21 protein-coding genes, 2 tRNA genes and 2 rRNA genes are annotated in these 17,403 nt (G+C 46.3%); 23 read left to right on the top strand and 2 right to left on the bottom strand.

Annotated features, from left to right (window positions below; translation table 11 throughout):
- The first annotated feature begins 14 nt into the window (after positions 1-14).
- The 16 genes from Q0V21_RS18030 (at position 15) to Q0V21_RS17955 (ending at position 11,196) form a co-directional block, all read left to right on the top strand.
- Positions 15-659, top strand: coding sequence for an adenylate kinase (locus Q0V21_RS18030; RefSeq protein ID WP_024633570.1), 645 nt, complete (start codon positions 15-17; stop codon positions 657-659).
- Positions 660-663: 4 nt separating this feature from the next.
- Positions 664-1,416 (top strand): type I methionyl aminopeptidase, encoded by a 753-nt coding sequence (map, locus tag Q0V21_RS18025; protein ID WP_285080656.1) that lies wholly within the window; start codon positions 664-666, stop codon positions 1,414-1,416.
- A gap of 10 nt (positions 1,417-1,426) precedes the next feature.
- Positions 1,427-1,735 (top strand): KOW domain-containing RNA-binding protein, encoded by a 309-nt coding sequence (locus Q0V21_RS18020; RefSeq protein WP_024633568.1) that lies wholly within the window; start codon positions 1,427-1,429, stop codon positions 1,733-1,735.
- A gap of 3 nt (positions 1,736-1,738) precedes the next feature.
- Complete coding sequence (infA, locus tag Q0V21_RS18015) at positions 1,739-1,954, top strand: translation initiation factor IF-1 (RefSeq protein ID WP_017692098.1); 216 nt, start codon at positions 1,739-1,741, stop codon at positions 1,952-1,954.
- Between the two features lie 152 nt (positions 1,955-2,106).
- Positions 2,107-2,220, top strand: a complete 114-nt coding sequence (rpmJ, locus tag Q0V21_RS18010) for a 50S ribosomal protein L36 (protein ID WP_003333770.1) — start codon at positions 2,107-2,109, stop codon at positions 2,218-2,220.
- Between the two features lie 20 nt (positions 2,221-2,240).
- The gene (gene rpsM, locus Q0V21_RS18005) at positions 2,241-2,609 is read left to right on the top strand and encodes a 30S ribosomal protein S13 (RefSeq protein ID WP_024633567.1); all 369 of its coding nucleotides are present in this window, start codon (positions 2,241-2,243) and stop codon (positions 2,607-2,609) included.
- A 19-nt stretch (positions 2,610-2,628) separates the two neighbouring features.
- Positions 2,629-3,024: a 30S ribosomal protein S11 gene (gene rpsK, locus Q0V21_RS18000; protein WP_017692100.1), complete on the top strand. Its 396-nt coding sequence runs from the start codon at positions 2,629-2,631 to the stop codon at positions 3,022-3,024.
- A 136-nt stretch (positions 3,025-3,160) separates the two neighbouring features.
- On the top strand, positions 3,161-4,105 hold the full coding sequence (locus Q0V21_RS17995) for a DNA-directed RNA polymerase subunit alpha (RefSeq protein ID WP_017692101.1): 945 nt from the start codon (positions 3,161-3,163) through the stop codon (positions 4,103-4,105).
- 34 nt (positions 4,106-4,139) lie between these two features.
- Positions 4,140-4,505: a 50S ribosomal protein L17 gene (gene rplQ / locus Q0V21_RS17990; protein ID WP_017692102.1), complete on the top strand. Its 366-nt coding sequence runs from the start codon at positions 4,140-4,142 to the stop codon at positions 4,503-4,505.
- Positions 4,506-4,664: 159 nt separating this feature from the next.
- A complete protein-coding gene (gene truA / locus Q0V21_RS17985; RefSeq protein WP_079348936.1) occupies positions 4,665-5,438 on the top strand; it encodes a tRNA pseudouridine(38-40) synthase TruA in 774 nt (257 codons plus the stop codon).
- 206 nt (positions 5,439-5,644) lie between these two features.
- Positions 5,645-6,082 carry a 50S ribosomal protein L13 gene (gene rplM, locus Q0V21_RS17980; RefSeq protein WP_024633564.1) on the top strand — a complete coding sequence of 146 codons (438 nt, stop codon included), beginning with the start codon at positions 5,645-5,647 and terminating at the stop codon, positions 6,080-6,082.
- Positions 6,083-6,101: 19 nt separating this feature from the next.
- Positions 6,102-6,494, top strand: a complete 393-nt coding sequence (gene rpsI, locus Q0V21_RS17975) for a 30S ribosomal protein S9 (RefSeq protein ID WP_024633563.1) — start codon at positions 6,102-6,104, stop codon at positions 6,492-6,494.
- 752 nt (positions 6,495-7,246) lie between these two features.
- Positions 7,247-7,939: a phosphoadenylyl-sulfate reductase gene (locus tag Q0V21_RS17970; protein ID WP_301879962.1), complete on the top strand. Its 693-nt coding sequence runs from the start codon at positions 7,247-7,249 to the stop codon at positions 7,937-7,939.
- An 80-nt stretch (positions 7,940-8,019) separates the two neighbouring features.
- A complete protein-coding gene (gene sat / locus Q0V21_RS17965; RefSeq protein ID WP_301879961.1) occupies positions 8,020-9,189 on the top strand; it encodes a sulfate adenylyltransferase in 1,170 nt (389 codons plus the stop codon).
- 68 nt (positions 9,190-9,257) lie between these two features.
- Positions 9,258-10,016, top strand: a complete 759-nt coding sequence (cwlD, locus tag Q0V21_RS17960; protein WP_024633560.1) for an N-acetylmuramoyl-L-alanine amidase CwlD — start codon at positions 9,258-9,260, stop codon at positions 10,014-10,016.
- A 79-nt stretch (positions 10,017-10,095) separates the two neighbouring features.
- Positions 10,096-11,196: an Mrp/NBP35 family ATP-binding protein gene (locus Q0V21_RS17955; protein ID WP_301879960.1), complete on the top strand. Its 1,101-nt coding sequence runs from the start codon at positions 10,096-10,098 to the stop codon at positions 11,194-11,196.
- Positions 11,197-11,297: 101 nt separating this feature from the next.
- Here Q0V21_RS17955 and gerD read toward each other — a convergent pair whose 3' ends face one another.
- Positions 11,298-12,044 carry a spore germination lipoprotein GerD gene (gene gerD, locus Q0V21_RS17950; protein ID WP_301879959.1) on the bottom strand — a complete coding sequence of 249 codons (747 nt, stop codon included), beginning with the start codon at positions 12,042-12,044 and terminating at the stop codon, positions 11,298-11,300.
- A 125-nt stretch (positions 12,045-12,169) separates the two neighbouring features.
- Between gerD and Q0V21_RS17945 the strand changes: the two genes are divergently transcribed.
- The gene (locus Q0V21_RS17945; RefSeq protein WP_301879958.1) at positions 12,170-12,802 is read left to right on the top strand and encodes a KinB-signaling pathway activation protein; all 633 of its coding nucleotides are present in this window, start codon (positions 12,170-12,172) and stop codon (positions 12,800-12,802) included.
- Positions 12,803-12,947: 145 nt separating this feature from the next.
- Here the strand turns inward: Q0V21_RS17945 and pdaB are convergent, their stop codons facing one another.
- Positions 12,948-13,724: a polysaccharide deacetylase family sporulation protein PdaB gene (gene pdaB / locus Q0V21_RS17940; protein WP_301879957.1), complete on the bottom strand. Its 777-nt coding sequence runs from the start codon at positions 13,722-13,724 to the stop codon at positions 12,948-12,950.
- A 121-nt stretch (positions 13,725-13,845) separates the two neighbouring features.
- On the opposite strand from pdaB, the gene Q0V21_RS17935 reads away from it, so the two are divergent.
- The 6 genes from Q0V21_RS17935 (at position 13,846) to Q0V21_RS17910 (ending at position 17,391) form a co-directional block, all read left to right on the top strand.
- A complete protein-coding gene (locus Q0V21_RS17935) occupies positions 13,846-14,463 on the top strand; it encodes a stage II sporulation protein M (RefSeq protein ID WP_024633555.1) in 618 nt (205 codons plus the stop codon).
- Positions 14,464-14,673: 210 nt separating this feature from the next.
- Positions 14,674-14,904, top strand: coding sequence for a hypothetical protein (locus Q0V21_RS17930; RefSeq protein ID WP_017692114.1), 231 nt, complete (start codon positions 14,674-14,676; stop codon positions 14,902-14,904).
- Between the two features lie 501 nt (positions 14,905-15,405).
- Positions 15,406-16,957, top strand: a 16S ribosomal RNA gene (locus tag Q0V21_RS17925).
- 105 nt (positions 16,958-17,062) lie between these two features.
- Positions 17,063-17,179: ribosomal RNA gene (gene rrf, locus Q0V21_RS17920) — 5S ribosomal RNA — on the top strand.
- 37 nt (positions 17,180-17,216) lie between these two features.
- Positions 17,217-17,293 (top strand) — tRNA-Ile (locus Q0V21_RS17915).
- Between the two features lie 22 nt (positions 17,294-17,315).
- A tRNA-Ala gene (locus tag Q0V21_RS17910) sits at positions 17,316-17,391 on the top strand.
- Positions 17,392-17,403 lie beyond the last annotated feature (12 nt).

The raw sequence follows: 17,403 nt of genomic DNA, 5'->3' as shown, positions 1-17,403 counted from the left end.
GGGAGTGACATAACGTGAACATCCTATTCATGGGCCCTCCGGGGGCAGGAAAAGGAACGCAAGCAGACGTCATTGTGAAAGAGTTCGGTATTCCCCACATTTCAACAGGCGATGCATTTCGTCTCGCGATTAAGCAGGGAACTCCCATTGGCCTGAAAGCCAAGGAATATATGGATCAAGGATTGCTCGTACCAGATGATGTAACCATTGGCATCGTTGAAGAACGTTTGCAGCAGCCTGATTGCAGAGAAGGATTCCTCTTGGATGGATTTCCAAGAACCCTGTCTCAAGCAGAAGCGCTCGATGGCATTCTGGATCGACTGAACTCAGGTCTCGATCATGTAATCAACCTGAAAGTGGACCGCAACAAATTGCTGGCCCGTTTGACGGGTCGTCGCATTTGTAAGAACTGTGGCGCCACTTATCATGTCGTGTTCAATCCGCCCAAGCAGGAAGGTATTTGTGATAAATGCGGCGGTGACTTGTACCAGCGCTCTGATGATAATGAAGAGAGCGTAGGCACACGTCTCGACGAATATATCAACAAAACAGCACCACTCCTCACATTTTATGAGAACAAAGGCCTTCTTCGTCAAATGGACGGAGAGCAGGATATCGATCAAGTTTCTCATGAAATCGTGTCCCTGCTGCGAGGTTAATTGAATGATCATTGGTAAGTCCGAAACGGAACTGGGCTTGATGAGGGAAGCGGGGAGAATTGTTGCGGAAACGCATCGTCTCTTGGCAGAGCATATCGCTCCCGGTATTACGACTGGAGAACTTGACCATATGGCCGATCAATACATCCGCAGTCAAGGAGCTGTGCCGTCTTTCAAAGGTTATAACGGTTTCCCTGCCAGTGTGTGCGCTTCAGTGAATGAAGAGTTGGTGCATGGATTTCCCGGCAAACGAAAGTTGAACGAGGGCGATATCGTTACGTTTGACATTGGCGCGCAGTACCAGGGTTATCACGGAGATTCCGCCTGGACTTATCCAGTCGGCCGTATTTCCGAAGAAGCCCGTCGTCTTCTGGACGTTACCGAGGCTTCGTTATACGCAGGTCTGGCGCTGGTAAAACCGGACGTTCGCTTGTTTACAATATCTCATGCGATTCAGAAATATATTGAAGATGAAGGGTTCTCGGTAGTACGTGAATATGTCGGTCATGGCATAGGAGCGAATCTGCACGAAGAACCACAGATTCCGAACTATGGTCTTCCTGATCGGGGACCACGGCTTAAAGCGGGCATGGTGCTGGCCATAGAGCCGATGGTTAACGCAGGTAGACGGTATGTGAAAACGTTGGAAGATAACTGGACTGTCGTCACTGTTGATGGATCGTTATGCGCCCACTTTGAACACACCGTAGCAGTTACACCGGAAGGCATGGAAATTTTCACAAAACTGAATGCGTAGGTGATAAGGCATGAACAATCAGTCTAATCCGCAGCTCGGTCAACTTGTGAAGATCCGTAAAGGCCGCAATGCGGACCAAGCCGCAGTAATTGTTGCTATAGCGGACAGTAAGTTCGTATATATTGCGGATGGGGACAAACGTAAGTTTGATCAACCCAAGAAGAAGAATATTCTTCATCTTGAGCTCCAGCCGATGATTAGCAGCGAGGTCGTAAACAGTTTAAACGAGAGTGGTCGGGTGACAAACGGAAAGCTCCGCTATGCGGTTCATTCGTTTCTGGAATCCACCAACATTCAAGCTGAAGAGAAAGGAGACTGACTAATGGCCAAGGAAGATGTCATTGAAGTGGAAGGTACGGTTCTCGAGCCGCTACCGAATGCAACGTTCAAGGTTGAGCTTGAGAACGGTCATCAAATTCTCGCTCACGTTTCCGGCAAGTTGCGGATGCACTTTATCCGTATCCTGACTGGAGACAAAGTGGTTGTTCAGTTATCACCTTATGATTTGACAAAAGGTCGTATAACTTACCGTAAATAGTAGTAGACAGTTGCAATGAACTGTGAAGCTTATGAAGCGGGTTTTGCCCGGCAAAACTTGCGAAAGCTTCGAAGCCGGTTTTACAATAGTAAAACAAGGTCAATGCTTACGAAGAGGGTTTTGCTAAGCAAAACTTTGAGGAGGTAATTCACATGAAGGTAAGACCTTCGGTCAAGCCGATTTGCGAAAAATGCAAAGTCATTCGCCGCAAAGGGAATGTTATGGTTATCTGTGAAAATCCGAAACACAAACAAAAACAAGGTTAAAGAAGGGGGTGTAGCGTAAAATGGCACGTATAGCTGGTGTGGATTTGCCACGTGATAAGCGCGTTGAGATCGCCTTGACTTATATTTTCGGAATCGGTAAAACGACTTCCCAGAAAATTCTGAGCACAACAGGCATCAACAAGGACACTCGTGTCCGTGATTTGACGGAAGATGAAGTCAGCAAATTGCGGGAAAGTATCGACAAAGAGGTCAAAGTAGAAGGTGACCTGCGTCGTGAAATCTCTTTGAATATTAAACGTTTGACGGAGATCGGTTGTTACCGTGGAGTTCGTCATCGTCGTGGTCTGCCTGTTCGTGGACAACGTACGAAAACGAATGCTCGTACTCGTAAAGGTCCTCGTCGTACTGTAGCGAACAAGAAGAAATAATAAGGGGGGATAAGAGAAAATGGCTAAACCGAAAAAAGTCGTACGTACTAAACGTCGTGACCGTAAAAATATTGAATCTGGCGTGGCACATATCCGCTCCACGTTCAATAACACTATCGTTACCATTACGGACCCTCACGGAAACGCAATTTCGTGGGCAAGCTCCGGCGGCCTCGGATTCAGAGGTTCCCGTAAATCGACTCCGTTTGCTGCACAAATGGCTGCTGAGACTGCTGCCAAAGCTGCAATGGAACATGGGATGAAAGCCGTTGAGGTTATGGTTAAAGGACCAGGCGCAGGCCGTGAAGCAGCGATCCGCTCTTTGCAAGCTGCTGGTCTTGAAGTTAACCTGATCAAAGACGTAACTCCAGTCCCGCATAACGGATGCCGTCCTCCAAAACGTCGTCGTGTCTAATGAGATTTGCCCCTGCGTGTGGTATATTTCCGGCACAATCTGCTAATAATGGTTGTTTAGGCATACTACTACATGTTTTCGCAAGAGAAGGTAAATGTTTCATAGAGGACCGACGTTTTGAAGGAGGGGTATTGCAGTGATTGAAATCGAAAAGCCGAAAATTGAGACGGTAGACGTCAACGATGATGGCACCTATGGGAAATTCGTAGTAGAACCGCTGGAGCGCGGATACGGTACGACGCTTGGAAACTCGCTTCGTCGTATCTTGCTCTCCTCACTGCCGGGTGCGGCAGTGTCTTCGGTTCAAATCGATGGCGTTCTGCATGAATTTGCTACAGTTCCTGGCGTTATGGAAGATGTAACGGAGGTTATTCTTAACCTGAAAGCTTTGTCGCTCAAAATTCACTCTGACGAGGAGAAAGTGCTCGAGATTGATGCTGAAGGCGAAGGAGCAATTACGGCGGGAGATATCCGTGCTGACTCCGATGTGGAGATCCTTAACCCGGATTTGCACATTGCTACGCTCGGACCAGGTTCGAGACTTCACATGCGTATTTTTGCCAATCGCGGTCGCGGCTACGTCCAGGCAGATCGGAATAAACGCGATGACCAGCCGATCGGCGTCATCCCAGTCGATTCCATCTTCACCCCGATCAGCCGCGTTAACTACGCTGTGGAAAATACGCGTGTCGGCCAAGTAACCAACTATGACAAGCTCACGTTGGAAGTTTGGACTGACGGAAGTATTCGTCCTGAAGAGGCTGTAAGCCTTGGCGCTAAAATTTTGACCGAGCACTTGATGCTCTTCGTGGGTCTTACAGACGAAGCGAAAGACGCAGAGATCATGGTCGAAAAAGAAGAAGACAAAAAAGAAAAAGTACTCGAAATGACGATCGAAGAGCTGGATCTCTCTGTTCGTTCCTACAACTGCCTCAAACGTGCTGGTATTAATACCGTGCAAGAGCTGACCACGAAAACGGAAGAAGACATGATGAAAGTCCGTAACCTCGGACGCAAGTCTTTGGAAGAAGTTCAAGAGAAGCTTGAGGAACTCGGTTTGGGACTCCGTACAGAAGAATAGACAGCCGAGTGCTTGAAGTGAAGGAGGGAAAACAATGGCATACCAAAAGTTGGGCCGTAATTCCAGCGCACGTAAAGCTTTGTTCCGTGACCTGGTAACCGACCTGTTCTTATACGAACGCATTCAGACAACTGAAGCGAAAGCAAAAGAGGTTCGCTCTATTGCTGAAAAACTGATCACTAAAGCGAAAAAGGGAGATCTTCATGCCCGTCGCCAAGTGGCAGCTTATGTTCGCCGCGAAACAATCGATGGTGAGCAAGATGCAATCCAAAAACTGTTTAGCGAATTGTCCGGTCGTTACGCTGAGCGTCCAGGTGGGTACACTCGTATCCTTAAACTGGGACCTCGTCGTGGTGACGCTGCGCCTATGGTTTACTTGGAACTGGTTGACCGCGCGTAAAACAGATGAGATGAGGAAAGGGGACAGAATCACTGATTCTGGATTAACCCTTTTTTTCTCTTCATTTCGGAATTCGTGCTGTAGTAGAAGCTCCGAAAGGGGCTTCTTTTGCTGTTCGGGATAGGCACATGTATAGTATGGAACAAAGGTGTGGTAATGATGCGCAACTTATGTATGACGTTAACTTATGATGGCACTGCCTATTACGGCTTTCAGGTTCAGCCGGGAGGGAACACCATCCAGGACCATCTTGAAGATGCCATTCGTGCTTTGACCGGTGAGAAGGTTAAAATTACGGGATCAGGCAGAACGGATGCTGGCGTCCACGCTCGCAGACAGATCTTCAATTTCCCTACGGAATCCCAGATCCCGATTGAACGATGGTGTATTGCGCTCAACTCCAGATTACCTTCGGATATTATCGTTATTGATGCGGCTGAAGTACCACACGATTTTCATTCTCGCTATGCAGCGAAAAAGAAAACGTATCGGTACACCGTCAATGCGAATCAATTCCCGGATGTATTCAACCGGAGGCTGCAATATCATCATCATGCCAAGCTGGACATTGTGGCAATGCAGGAGGGGTTGCGTCATTTTATTGGTACGTACGATTTCACCTCCTTTGCTTCACGCAAGTCTCAGAAAGAGAATCATGTACGTTCGGTATACGATGCATGGATAGAAGTGGACCGTTCAATGTGTAGGGACCATCCGCGCGATCAGGGTGTCATTCACATCTATGTGAGTGGTAACGGCTTTTTGCAGCATATGGTTCGTATTATTGTAGGTACCTTGCTGGAGATCGGAGAGGGCAAAAGGAAAGCCTCTGATGTACCGAATATGATTGCTGCTTGTAATCGTTCTGCTGCAGGACCTACTGCAGTTAGCTGCGGTTTAATGCTCTGGGACCTCGAATACAGAAAAGATTAAATTTGCGAAGTGAAATGCTTAATTAACACTTGCGATTTAAGCTCCTATCATGTAATATAAAAGTTGTGTTTTCTTAATGGCTTTCCCACAGCCCCAATTAAGAGGGTCACAACGAAAGAACTATCCATCAACACCTAAAAGTTATCACTTAATGAACGAAGATAAATGAATATAATGATGTTGAACATTTTAAGGAGGAACTTTTCATGCGTACCACGTACATGGCGAAGCCTAACGAAGTTGAGCGCCAATGGCACATCATTGATGCCGAAGGCAAAACGCTCGGACGTTTGGCGAGCGAAGCAGCTGCTTTGATCCGCGGCAAACATAAGCCACAATTCACTCCACATGTGGACACTGGCGATTTCGTTGTTATCATCAATGCAGAGAAAATTGTATTGACTGGTAAAAAAATGCAAGGTAAAAAATACTACCGTCACTCGATGCACCCAGGTGGTTTGAAAGTAACTACAGCTGAAGAGATGGTTAAAAACAAACCGGAACGTATGTTGGAGTTGGCTGTTCGCGGTATGCTTCCTAAAACTCGCATGGGCGAGAAAATGAAGTTGAGACTTAAAGCGTACAGAGGCACTGAGCATCCACATGCAGCACAAAAACCAGAAGTTTATGAACTTCGCGGTTAATTAAAAGGAGGACAGTTTCATGGCACAAGTACAATACTATGGGACAGGTCGTCGTAAACATTCGGTAGCTCGTGTTCGCCTTGTACCGGGTGAAGGACGCATTGTCATCAATAAACGTGATATTAATGAATACTTCGGTTTGGAAACACTCAAACTGATCGTAAAACAACCACTGAACCTGACAGAAACACTCAGCAACTATGATGTTCTTGTTATCGCTCATGGTGGCGGAATCTCCGGTCAAGCCGGCGCGATCCGTCACGGTATCTCCCGCGCTTTGTTGAAAGCAGATCCGGAATACCGTGCTTCCCTGAAAAAAGCAGGATTCCTGACTCGTGACCCACGGATGAAAGAGCGTAAAAAATACGGTCTCAAAGCCGCACGTCGCGCACCACAGTTCTCCAAACGTTAATATGCATTACAAGCCTTTGGCCTCGGCCGAAGGCTTTTTTATATTCTATAAACCCATTAGGCTACAATGATCTTTCTTTACTCCAGCTGAGGTTGTGGATTAGCTTCAGATTCTTCTGTAGCTATGTGAAAGTATCTCCCTACAATCCAATGAATTAGAACCACCCCATCTCATCATCTCAGCTCATTATGACGGACTGCGAATTGCATTCCTTCTTCCTCCAATCAAACCCTTCAGCAAATGCAATTCTCCGACATTCATTAACCTATTTCTTGAATTTAGACTTCACCATGTTTGTAATTAATCATTTTTCATCCCCTATTTTCATCAGTATTTCTTATGGTTTTGATAAAGGTCCCTTACAATTGATGAATAAGATCCATTATCTATTTCATTAATAAATTCACCTTTCCCTTTGATATCCCCAAGGATCTATAGAGTTGTTCTATACTTCGAATGATTCACTTGTGACGATAAATCCAGCAGTGGCAACGTTTTTCAATCATGAATGACTAAGATGAGGTGAGATATGATGAGATTACAGATGGATGATTTTATCTGCTAATCATTTTAAAGGATAATCAACACCAAATTATTTTCAAAAAGAACAACAAAAAATTGGGCTAAAACTGATGTATTTTACCATATGGCAGGCATTGACATCCACCATGAAAGATTTATACTATACATAATTCATATTAGATTAGTCGGCTTTAGTGATTGTTGAAATGCAGAATGGGGGAAATGCAGACATGAACTTGTTGGAGAAAGAAGAACTTGCACGGACGAAAGCTGAAGAGTTGGAAAACGCAAGTCCAGAGGATATTATTCGTTATGCTATTGAGACGTTTCCAAATATCACTTTTGCATGCAGCTTCGGTGCGGAGGATGTGGTACTTGTAGATATGCTCCAGAAGATCAGCCCATCCACAGATATTTTTTATCTGGATACCGATTTTCATTTTAAGGAAACATACGAAACTCGTGACAAAATGAAAGAGAAGTACAATCTTGATTTTGTACGTGTTGCACCAAAAATCACTCCTGAAGAGCAGGCAGCTAAACATGGAGAACAATTGTGGAAGTCGGATCCGAATGCTTGTTGTAATATTCGGAAGGTTGAACCACTGACCCGTATCTTATCCCAATACGATGCTTGGATTACCGGTATTCGGAGAGATCAAGCACCGACGCGTGCAAATTCCAAAAAGGTAGAATATGATGCTAAGTTTGGACTTATGAAGTTCAACCCGATTGCACATTGGACTTCAGAGGATGTATGGGACTATATTCGTGCCAATAATGTCGTATACAATCCACTGCATGATCAGAATTACCCGAGTATCGGTTGCGAATATTGCACACGTCAGGTTATGCCTGGAGAAGATCCACGTGCGGGACGCTGGTCTGGGAATGATAAAACAGAATGTGGTCTTCATAAATAATTCAGTTCAGAGTAAGTTTGGATAAAGCATTGAATTCACTCTTAATGATATAAAAAAATGGAGAACAGGGAGCTGACAAGATGACTTCGATTCTGCCTCATGGAGGTACGCTGATTCAGCGTGTCGTACAAGGAGAAGAACGGGAACAATTATTACGAGAGAGTGAGAAATTGTCCTCTTTACGTATTAACAGCTGGACAATTTCGGATTTGGATCTGATCGGCGTGGGTGCGTTCTCCCCGCTTCAAGGCTTTATGACTGAAGAAGACTATCTTTCGGTTATATCTCGTATGCGTCTTGCTGATGGAACAGTCTGGAGTATTCCTATTACCCTGGCTGTAGGCGAGCAACAGGCTGCATCGCTCCAGATTGGTGAGACGGTGGCACTCATTGGTGATGATGATGGGGTAACCTATGGATTGTTGGAAGTGAAGAGCTTATACCAGGTAGATCAGGGTGAAGAAGCACGTCGTGTCTTCAAGACGGATGACCCAGAGCACCCGGGCGTGAAAAAACTGCTGGAACGACCTGCAACGTATGTAGGAGGTCCAATTCAAGTGCTGAATCGCCCCAAACCTGCCCAGTTCGAACAGTTTTACTTTGATCCCGCTGAGACACGGAAAACGTTCCAAGATAAGGGCTGGAAGACGGTTGTCGGTTTTCAGACACGTAATCCGGTCCATCGTGCCCATGAGTACATTCAGAAGAGTGCAATGGAGATTGTGGACGCTCTGTTCTTAAACCCGCTTGTAGGCGAAACGAAGTCAGATGACGTACCTGCTGATGTACGTATGAAGAGCTATCTGGTTTTGCTGGAGAACTATTATCCAGCTGATCGTGCTTTCCTCGGTGTATTCCCGGCGGCTATGCGGTATGCTGGTCCAAGAGAGGCCATTTTCCACGCGATGGTACGAAAAAATTATGGTTGTACTCACTTTATCGTAGGCCGCGACCATGCAGGTGTGGGTGATTACTACGGAACGTATGAAGCGCAGGAGATCTTTACTAACTTCACACCAGAAGAACTGGGTATCACGCCGTTGTTCTTCGAACATAGTTTTTTCTGTACCAAATGTGGCAACATGGCATCAAGCAAAACCTGCCCGCATGATAAAGAACACCACATGGCTCTGTCTGGCACCAAAGTACGTGGCTTGCTGCGAGATGGCCAATGCCCTCCACCTGAATTTACACGCCCTGAGGTAGCTGAGGTGCTGATTGAAGGAATGGCTGAGCAAGTCCGCTCCTAACGGTATATTTGTCCATCTTGTCCCATATAGATGATTAGAATCATTTATAGGGACGAGGTGGTTTTTTTATGCGTAAAAATATGGGGAAGAAGCACTTTGTGGTCTGGATCAGGTTACGCACCATGAAGAGGGTCATGTTAAGCCTCTGTTTGCTTGCCATGTTTGTGGCAGTGGTCACGTATGAGCTGCCGTCCTCCAAAATGTCCGGTTACTGGGGGTTGCCATTAGCAGGTAAAGTCATAGCCATTGATGCAGGACATGGTGGCCCGGATGGGGGAGCAGTAAGTAAGCAGGGAGTCATTGAGAAAGATATCAATTTATCGATTGCGTTGTACGTACGAGATTATCTGCAGCAAGCAGGAGCCTTAGTTGTGATGACCCGAGAGATAGACACCGATCTGGCAGCTTCAGATACCAAAGGATACTCCAAACGCAAGACGGAGGATCTGAAACAACGAGTAAGAAGAATCGAGGACAAACAGGCGGATCTCTTTATCAGCATTCATATGAACAGTGTTCCTTCGAACCGCTGGAGTGGTGCACAAGTTTTTTATACACCCAATCATCCCGATAATGAAGGATTAGCCAACCTGCTTCAGCAAGAAATGATTCGTAATCTGGAAAATACAGATCGAATTGCGAAAACGGTCAATACCGTTTATTTGCTCCAGGCACTAAAAATTCCCTCGGCACTTGTGGAGGTAGGTTTCCTTTCTCACCCTGAAGAGGCGCGTCTGCTTGCAGATGAATCCTATCAGCGCAAAGTGGCCGCATCCATCTACAACGGAATTCTCCGTTATTCCTCAGGAGAACGTCCTAAAAGTTAGTCACAATGAGAAAGGTAATGATATAATTGGTTCAGCATACCTAATTACATGCCAATAGATAAAGCTGAGGTGCTGTCTGATGTTATCAAAAGAACAGATACATGAACTATTGCAGCCATTGCAGGAACCGCAATTGGGCGTAAGTTTGACAGAACTGCAGTGGGTCCGTGATGTCATGGTTAAAGAAAATCATGTTGCTCTAACTATGGTGACGCTGGAGAACCGCACAGAGGATACAACTGCTCTAAGCGATGCCGCGCGCAACCTGCTGTCCCAACACGGAGTGAATGATGTACATATTCGTCTGCGTGCAGCGTCTGAGCATGAGCGTGAGAGCCTGAACATAGGACAAGCGGATGAGGAGGACAATCAGGACGAAGTGCTTGTCAAAGGCCATGCAGCAGGGCTGGACGGGCATGAGCTGTTAAGTCCTGAATCCGGTGTTCGTTTTATTGCTGTGGCTAGTGGTAAAGGTGGCGTCGGTAAATCGACGGTAACCGTTAATTTGGCTGCCGCTCTGGCACGCCAAGGCAAGAAGGTTGGTCTGATTGATGCAGATATATATGGCTTCAGTGTACCTGATATGATGGGCATTGAGGAATATCCGGTCGTTGAGGACGGAGTTATCCAACCTGTTGAGCGTTTCGGCGTAAAAGTCATGTCGATGGGATTTTTTATTCGGGAGAATAACCCGGTCATTTGGCGTGGACCCATGTTGGGGCGGATGCTGCGCCAATTCTTTACCGATGTAAATTGGGGAGAGCTGGATTATATGCTGCTTGATCTGCCTCCGGGTACGGGGGACGTCGCACTAGACGTACATCAGATGCTGCCACACAGCAAAGAAATCATCGTAACAACACCGCATGCAACCGCTGCTTTTGTAGCTGCACGTGCTGGCGCCATGGCCATTCAGACGGAACATGAGCTGCTGGGCGTCGTAGAGAACATGGCTTATTATGAATGCAGCAAATGCGGCGAAAAAGATTATGTATTTGGTCGGGGCGGTGGTGGTACTCTTGCCGAGAGCCTTCATACAGAGCTGTTAGCACAGATTCCATTGGGAGCGCCGGATAATCATATCTCGGAGCCTGATTTTTCGCCATCCGTGTATAAAGCAGAGTCAAGCATCGGTGCGATCTACGATGAGGTGGCCCAGTCTATTGATGCCAAGTTTTAATTTTTCTAATAACGTAAAATATAAAATGGCCCACATCCAATGGATGCGGGCTTTTTTCAACATGATAACTTTAACATTAAATGATTCTATGCTTCTTATGATCAACCATTACTTCCGTCGCCACCACTGTTGCCATCACTACTACCGCCGCCGCCTCCGCCATCTCCGCTGCTGTCTTTGCTTTGGCCTTCCTGTTTCCCGCCTTGTTCTGTTTTGGGTTGAAGCTCATCCTGGACTACTTTTTTAAGCAAAGTCAGCACTTCCATCCGGAACAAAGGATTTTGCATGACTTCCTGCATAACGGTCATCGTTTGTTTACGATATTCTGGCGTTTTGGTCATGTCCATGAACATCTTGGATACTTCCGGAGACTTCATCACATCGCCAATGGATTTTTGATACGTTGGATCTTTGATTAATTGCATATGCAGTTGCTTGCTTTGGGAGTTGATTACTTTGGCGAATTCACCTGCAAACTGTGGATCCGTCATAATTTTCTCGAATTCCTTCTGGTATTCAGGAGCCGTGAGGGTATCTTTTACAGCTATACGTATTTGTTCTGAAGATTGCATAGGCATTAACATTTTCATACCCACTGTTCCAGATCCACCGCCTGAAGCACCACTTTGTCCAGAACCACCGCCACCACCACCAGAAGAACTTTGTCCAGTGAGAGCTTCCTCGACCGCTTTTTTGCCTTCGTCGCTTTTGAGAATATCCACGACCATCGTTTTCATCTCTTTATAACCGCCCTGAGGAGGCGAGTAATTCTGATCTGAGCCACAGCCGGCGAGCATGACGGAAAGTCCAAGTACGACACAGCATAACTGCCACAAAGGCCGTTTCATGTGCACAACCCCTCCTTGATTAGATACTGGATGTAGTATGTGATGGGAAACCGCTAAATATGTTGAATGATGATGGTTTTTTGCTGTGAAGGTTGGTAAAATAAACTCTCGGGGGTGGAAAACATTTGAATTTACGTAAATGGTTTTTCCTATTTTGGTCAGCTTTGCTTATTGGGGCTGCAGGATCATTAGTGACGGGTCTAATTATGATGTTGGTTAATGGAGAAAAAACGAATGGAATGACCGATTTTTTAATTTATCTCCTCATCTTGTTTGGTTCCGGTATTATGATTAGCGTGTATTCGCAAATGGGTTTTTTCGCATACTTGATATTGAACTATATGGGCAAAGGTGTATTTTCGAAACGCAGTTGGCAAATTGTACAGATTGTTCTAACGGTTTTGGCTTTGCTTGATGTCATGTTTTTACGGTTGTTCGTCGGTGGGGAAAGAGAACGCCTATCCGATATTGTGCTTGGAATCATTATTTTGGCAGCTGGAATTGTTACCGCTTACGTAAAGGTGAAGCAGACACATATTTCGGCGCTGGTGCCTACACTCTTTTTCATGGTGGCTGTTACTGTAGTAGAGACGATCGGTGTGTTGCGAATTGATGTGAATGCGGCTACCATCTTTATTGTGGTTCCTTTGTTAATCTGTAATGCATACCAAATGCTGATATTGCACAGGCTGGTAGATGGGTCGGTGGAGCAGCGGGTGAGTCGAAAAAACGAGCAGATACAAGAAAGCCATGCGTAGCAATTTATCTTACAAAAAAACGCCAAAAAGAGCTAACCTGGTTAGCTCTTTTCATTTATGGCGCTTCAGTGCCTTTTTGCCATGAAATGTCCTGAAGGTTATTATACAGTTGCAGCAACGGCCACGGCCGCATTACTGTGTTCGTTTACTGTGCGCTGGCCTGATCACGAACTTCCGTACCTTTGACACTTGAATGGTTGAGCAGCTCGGAAACCGTCACGAATTCATACCCTTGATTTTTTAACTTGTCGATAATGACGGGTAAGGCTTCATGCGTTTGTTTCGAGGAATCACTGGCGTGCAGCAGCACGATATCACCCGGATGTGCCTTGCTGACAACACGATCAACGATGGTCTGTACACCAGGGTTCTTCCAATCCTGCGAATCAGTGTCCCATTGGACAACTTGGTAATTTAGACTGCTGGCTACCTGGAGAACACGTTTGTCAAAGTCTCCATTAGGCAGACGTAGCAACTTCGGTTCTTTTCCCGTTAAATCGGTTAAAATACTATGAGCTGTCAAAATTTCCTTGCGGATTTCCTCTTCAGTCAGACTGCTGTAGTTATCATGTCTGTGGCCATGGCTGCCAATCTCGTATCCTGCGTCTTTGATGGCTGTTACAATCTCGGGGTGTGTCTTACTCCAGGGGGAGGACAAGAAGAAAGTAGCCTTCTGCACTTTATTATCTTGGAGAACCTTCAGAATAGGCTCTGTCCTTTTATCTCCCCAGCTAATGTCAAAGGTGAGTGCAATAACCTTCTTATCGGTTGGAACGCTGTATACGGCGGATGGTGCGTCCTCCGAGAATACAGAAATATTGCCGCTCTCCAGATAAATAATCCCGATAGCAAAGACGGCAGCAACCAGCACAATCAGGAAACGTTTGATCTTTTTGCCGCTAAATACATAGAACGAGTTCATTTCAATAAGCGCCCCTCTCCCATAAGAAATGCTTGTTTACTCTCCAATGTATGCTCGTACCTCGCAGTTATTCGTATCAGACGTTTGTTTGTCCAACATCTTGGTTTCACAGGAGGATATTATGTTAAAATTCAGTACATTTCTTAGAGCGTTAAGTTCCATTCGTGGTGCATTAATCTGGTCGATCGTATTGTTTGTTATTGGAATAGGCACGGGATGGGTGAGTACAGGACCACTTGAGGATATATTGTTGAACCAAATTGGGGGACTCCGGGAGATTAGTGAAAGGCTGGAGCAGGGGAGCAATGTGCAATGGAACTTCTTCCTCTTTATCTTTTTCAATAATGCGATCAAAAGTGTACTCGTAATCTATGCCGGTATCTTCTTTGGCATTCTGCCAGTCGTTTTCCTGTTGATTAACGGAATGGTTATCGGTTTTCTGGTACACACCACAATGAACTATGGGGCCAGCTTCTTTGATATTGTTGTAAAAGGACTTCTTCCACATGGCATTATTGAAATTCCGGTCATTATTATCGCTTGTGCCTTTGGTCTAAGATTCGGTGGGCTGGTTCTCAAAAGCCTTATTCAATTTGGCGGGGGCAAACGAAATACGATTAGCAGCCAGTGGAGTACGTTTATGCGCACAACGGTAACTGCATCCTTCTGGATTGTTATTTTGCTTCTTGTTGCAGCGATTATCGAAAGTACACTTACCTACAGCCTAGTGCGAGGATAAATTTGTATGGGATGACATTCATAAATTTTCAGAAAGTTGACCATAACAATAAAACGGGTTTCAGTAGCAACCGCAAAAGGACAAACAAAGATGATCCTAGGTTTGCTACTAAAACCGGCGCTGTCCGATATATAGCCTGAATTAAAGGGGCTCGAATATGACATACAAGGGGACACGCCATTATCCATATGCAGAAAAAGGAGAACTCTAATGCTTGGTATGCTGTTTAACGAGAAGGAATGCAAGGAACTGGATTATGTATTGCGCAAAGAGCTCGATGAAATGTTGTTCGACCTAAGTGACAACCGTCTCGATCAAGAAATTAAATACGCCATTGCGAGTCGCTACAAGACTGTGTTCCGTATGTATGCACGCTTTGCGCCACCTAAAGAGTTATCCAAATATGCTAGAGGCGGTAAATTAAAAAAGTCGAAGCCCTAATGCTGCGGTCAGTGGAATAATTGAAGTTCACCAATATAAGAGAGGTGCGGCCCGTAAAGTAAAGCCAGCGCTGTACCTCATACATTATGAATTACGAATAGATTGAACCAGCTTTGAAAAGGGATATGAAGCAATTTGTCGAAAAAGGGTTGACCTTTTTTGTTCAATATGATAAATTAATTTTCGTTCCTTTTTTAAGGAAAAGTTAACCGGAACAAGCGCTGGAATAAAGCGATGAAAATTAAATCGAAAAAAGTGCTTGCAAAGTAAACTTAAACATGATATATTATAAAAGTCGCCGCTGAAAATACGGTGACATGAAAAACCGAAACAAATTGAATGTTTGATCTTTGAAAACTGAACAACGAGTGAGTAACGATCTTGCTTGCAAGATCGACGCTGAGAAATCGGTACACGTCTTCGGACGGTATGATTTCGAAGCATAAATGAGATTTTTAATCTCGTCAGTTTCAAAATGAGCATATCGCTCTTTTCAATACTTTATTGGAGAGTTTGATCCTGGCTCAGGACGAACGCTGGCGGCATGCCTAATACATGCAAGTCGAGCGGACTTGAAGAGAAGCTTGCTTCTTCGATAGTTAGCGGCGGACGGGTGAGTAACACGTAGGCAACCTGCCCTCAAGCTTGGGACAACTACCGGAAACGGTAGCTAATACCGAATAGTTGTTTTCTTCTCCTGAAGAAAACTGGAAAGACGGAGCAATCTGTCACTTGGGGATGGGCCTGCGGCGCATTAGCTAGTTGGTGGGGTAACGGCTCACCAAGGCGACGATGCGTAGCCGACCTGAGAGGGTGATCGGCCACACTGGGACTGAGACACGGCCCAGACTCCTACGGGAGGCAGCAGTAGGGAATCTTCCGCAATGGGCGAAAGCCTGACGGAGCAATGCCGCGTGAGTGATGAAGGTTTTCGGATCGTAAAGCTCTGTTGCCAGGGAAGAACGCTTGGGAGAGTAACTGCTCTCAAGGTGACGGTACCTGAGAAGAAAGCCCCGGCTAACTACGTGCCAGCAGCCGCGGTAATACGTAGGGGGCAAGCGTTGTCCGGAATTATTGGGCGTAAAGCGCGCGCAGGCGGTCATTTAAGTCTGGTGTTTAATCCCGGGGCTCAACCCCGGATCGCACTGGAAACTGGGTGACTTGAGTGCAGAAGAGGAGAGTGGAATTCCACGTGTAGCGGTGAAATGCGTAGATATGTGGAGGAACACCAGTGGCGAAGGCGACTCTCTGGGCTGTAACTGACGCTGAGGCGCGAAAGCGTGGGGAGCAAACAGGATTAGATACCCTGGTAGTCCACGCCGTAAACGATGAGTGCTAGGTGTTAGGGGTTTCGATACCCTTGGTGCCGAAGTTAACACATTAAGCACTCCGCCTGGGGAGTACGGTCGCAAGACTGAAACTCAAAGGAATTGACGGGGACCCGCACAAGCAGTGGAGTATGTGGTTTAATTCGAAGCAACGCGAAGAACCTTACCAGGTCTTGACATCCCTCTGACCGGTACAGAGATGTACCTTTCCTTCGGGACAGAGGAGACAGGTGGTGCATGGTTGTCGTCAGCTCGTGTCGTGAGATGTTGGGTTAAGTCCCGCAACGAGCGCAACCCTTGATCTTAGTTGCCAGCACTTCGGGTGGGCACTCTAAGGTGACTGCCGGTGACAAACCGGAGGAAGGTGGGGATGACGTCAAATCATCATGCCCCTTATGACCTGGGCTACACACGTACTACAATGGCCGGTACAACGGGCAGTGAAACCGCGAGGTGGAACGAATCCTAAAAAGCCGGTCTCAGTTCGGATTGCAGGCTGCAACTCGCCTGCATGAAGTCGGAATTGCTAGTAATCGCGGATCAGCATGCCGCGGTGAATACGTTCCCGGGTCTTGTACACACCGCCCGTCACACCACGAGAGTTTATAACACCCGAAGTCGGTGGGGTAACCGCAAGGAGCCAGCCGCCGAAGGTGGGATAGATGATTGGGGTGAAGTCGTAACAAGGTAGCCGTATCGGAAGGTGCGGCTGGATCACCTCCTTTCTATGGAGAATCGTTTCCCGAGTGGAAACATTCAAATACAAAATCTAGCCAGGTCGGCTAGTTACTCACTCGTTGCTCAGTTTTGAGAGCTCAAACTCTCAAACGTTTGGTGGCGATAGCGAAGGGGTTCCACACGTTCCCATCCCGAACACGACCGTTAAGCCCTTCAGCGTCGATGGTACTTGGACCGCAGGGTCCTGGGAGAGTAGAACGCCGCCAAGCGTAAACCCATTACGGGTTTCAATATGATATATAATGTGGGCCCTTAGCTCAGTTGGTTAGAGCGCACCTCTGATAAGGGTGAGGCCGGTGGTTCGAGTCCACCAGGGCCCACCATGTATACCTTAAAATCTAATATGGGGCCATAGCTCAGCTGGGAGAGCGCCTGCCTTGCAAGCAGGAGGTCAGCGGTTCGATCCCGCTTGGCTCCACCAACAAGATTTTAC

The organism is Paenibacillus sp. 11B (assembly GCF_030487755.1).
Taxonomy (GTDB): Bacteria; Bacillota; Bacilli; order Paenibacillales; family Paenibacillaceae; genus Paenibacillus; species Paenibacillus vandeheii.
This window is presented reverse-complemented; position numbering and strand designations above follow the sequence as displayed.

Excerpts from the sequence above, each read along its gene's own strand:
- map (WP_285080656.1), top strand. The coding sequence starts at position 664 with ATGATCATTGGTAAGTCCGAAACGGAACTGGGCTTGATGAGGGAAGCG.
- Q0V21_RS18020 (WP_024633568.1), top strand. The coding sequence starts at position 1,427 with ATGAACAATCAGTCTAATCCGCAGCTCGGTCAACTTGTGAAGATCCGT.
- infA (WP_017692098.1), top strand. The coding sequence starts at position 1,739 with ATGGCCAAGGAAGATGTCATTGAAGTGGAAGGTACGGTTCTCGAGCCG.
- rpmJ (WP_003333770.1), top strand. The coding sequence starts at position 2,107 with ATGAAGGTAAGACCTTCGGTCAAGCCGATTTGCGAAAAATGCAAAGTC.
- rpsM (WP_024633567.1), top strand. The coding sequence starts at position 2,241 with ATGGCACGTATAGCTGGTGTGGATTTGCCACGTGATAAGCGCGTTGAG.
- rpsK (WP_017692100.1), top strand. The coding sequence starts at position 2,629 with ATGGCTAAACCGAAAAAAGTCGTACGTACTAAACGTCGTGACCGTAAA.
- rplQ (WP_017692102.1), top strand. The coding sequence starts at position 4,140 with ATGGCATACCAAAAGTTGGGCCGTAATTCCAGCGCACGTAAAGCTTTG.
- truA (WP_079348936.1), top strand. The coding sequence starts at position 4,665 with ATGCGCAACTTATGTATGACGTTAACTTATGATGGCACTGCCTATTAC.
- rplM (WP_024633564.1), top strand. The coding sequence starts at position 5,645 with ATGCGTACCACGTACATGGCGAAGCCTAACGAAGTTGAGCGCCAATGG.
- rpsI (WP_024633563.1), top strand. The coding sequence starts at position 6,102 with ATGGCACAAGTACAATACTATGGGACAGGTCGTCGTAAACATTCGGTA.
- Q0V21_RS17970 (WP_301879962.1), top strand. The coding sequence starts at position 7,247 with ATGAACTTGTTGGAGAAAGAAGAACTTGCACGGACGAAAGCTGAAGAG.
- sat (WP_301879961.1), top strand. The coding sequence starts at position 8,020 with ATGACTTCGATTCTGCCTCATGGAGGTACGCTGATTCAGCGTGTCGTA.
- cwlD (WP_024633560.1), top strand. The coding sequence starts at position 9,258 with ATGCGTAAAAATATGGGGAAGAAGCACTTTGTGGTCTGGATCAGGTTA.
- Q0V21_RS17955 (WP_301879960.1), top strand. The coding sequence starts at position 10,096 with ATGTTATCAAAAGAACAGATACATGAACTATTGCAGCCATTGCAGGAA.
- gerD (WP_301879959.1), bottom strand. The coding sequence starts at position 12,044 with ATGAAACGGCCTTTGTGGCAGTTATGCTGTGTCGTACTTGGACTTTCC.
- pdaB (WP_301879957.1), bottom strand. The coding sequence starts at position 13,724 with ATGAACTCGTTCTATGTATTTAGCGGCAAAAAGATCAAACGTTTCCTG.
- Q0V21_RS17935 (WP_024633555.1), top strand. The coding sequence starts at position 13,846 with ATGTTAAAATTCAGTACATTTCTTAGAGCGTTAAGTTCCATTCGTGGT.
- Q0V21_RS17930 (WP_017692114.1), top strand. The coding sequence starts at position 14,674 with ATGCTTGGTATGCTGTTTAACGAGAAGGAATGCAAGGAACTGGATTAT.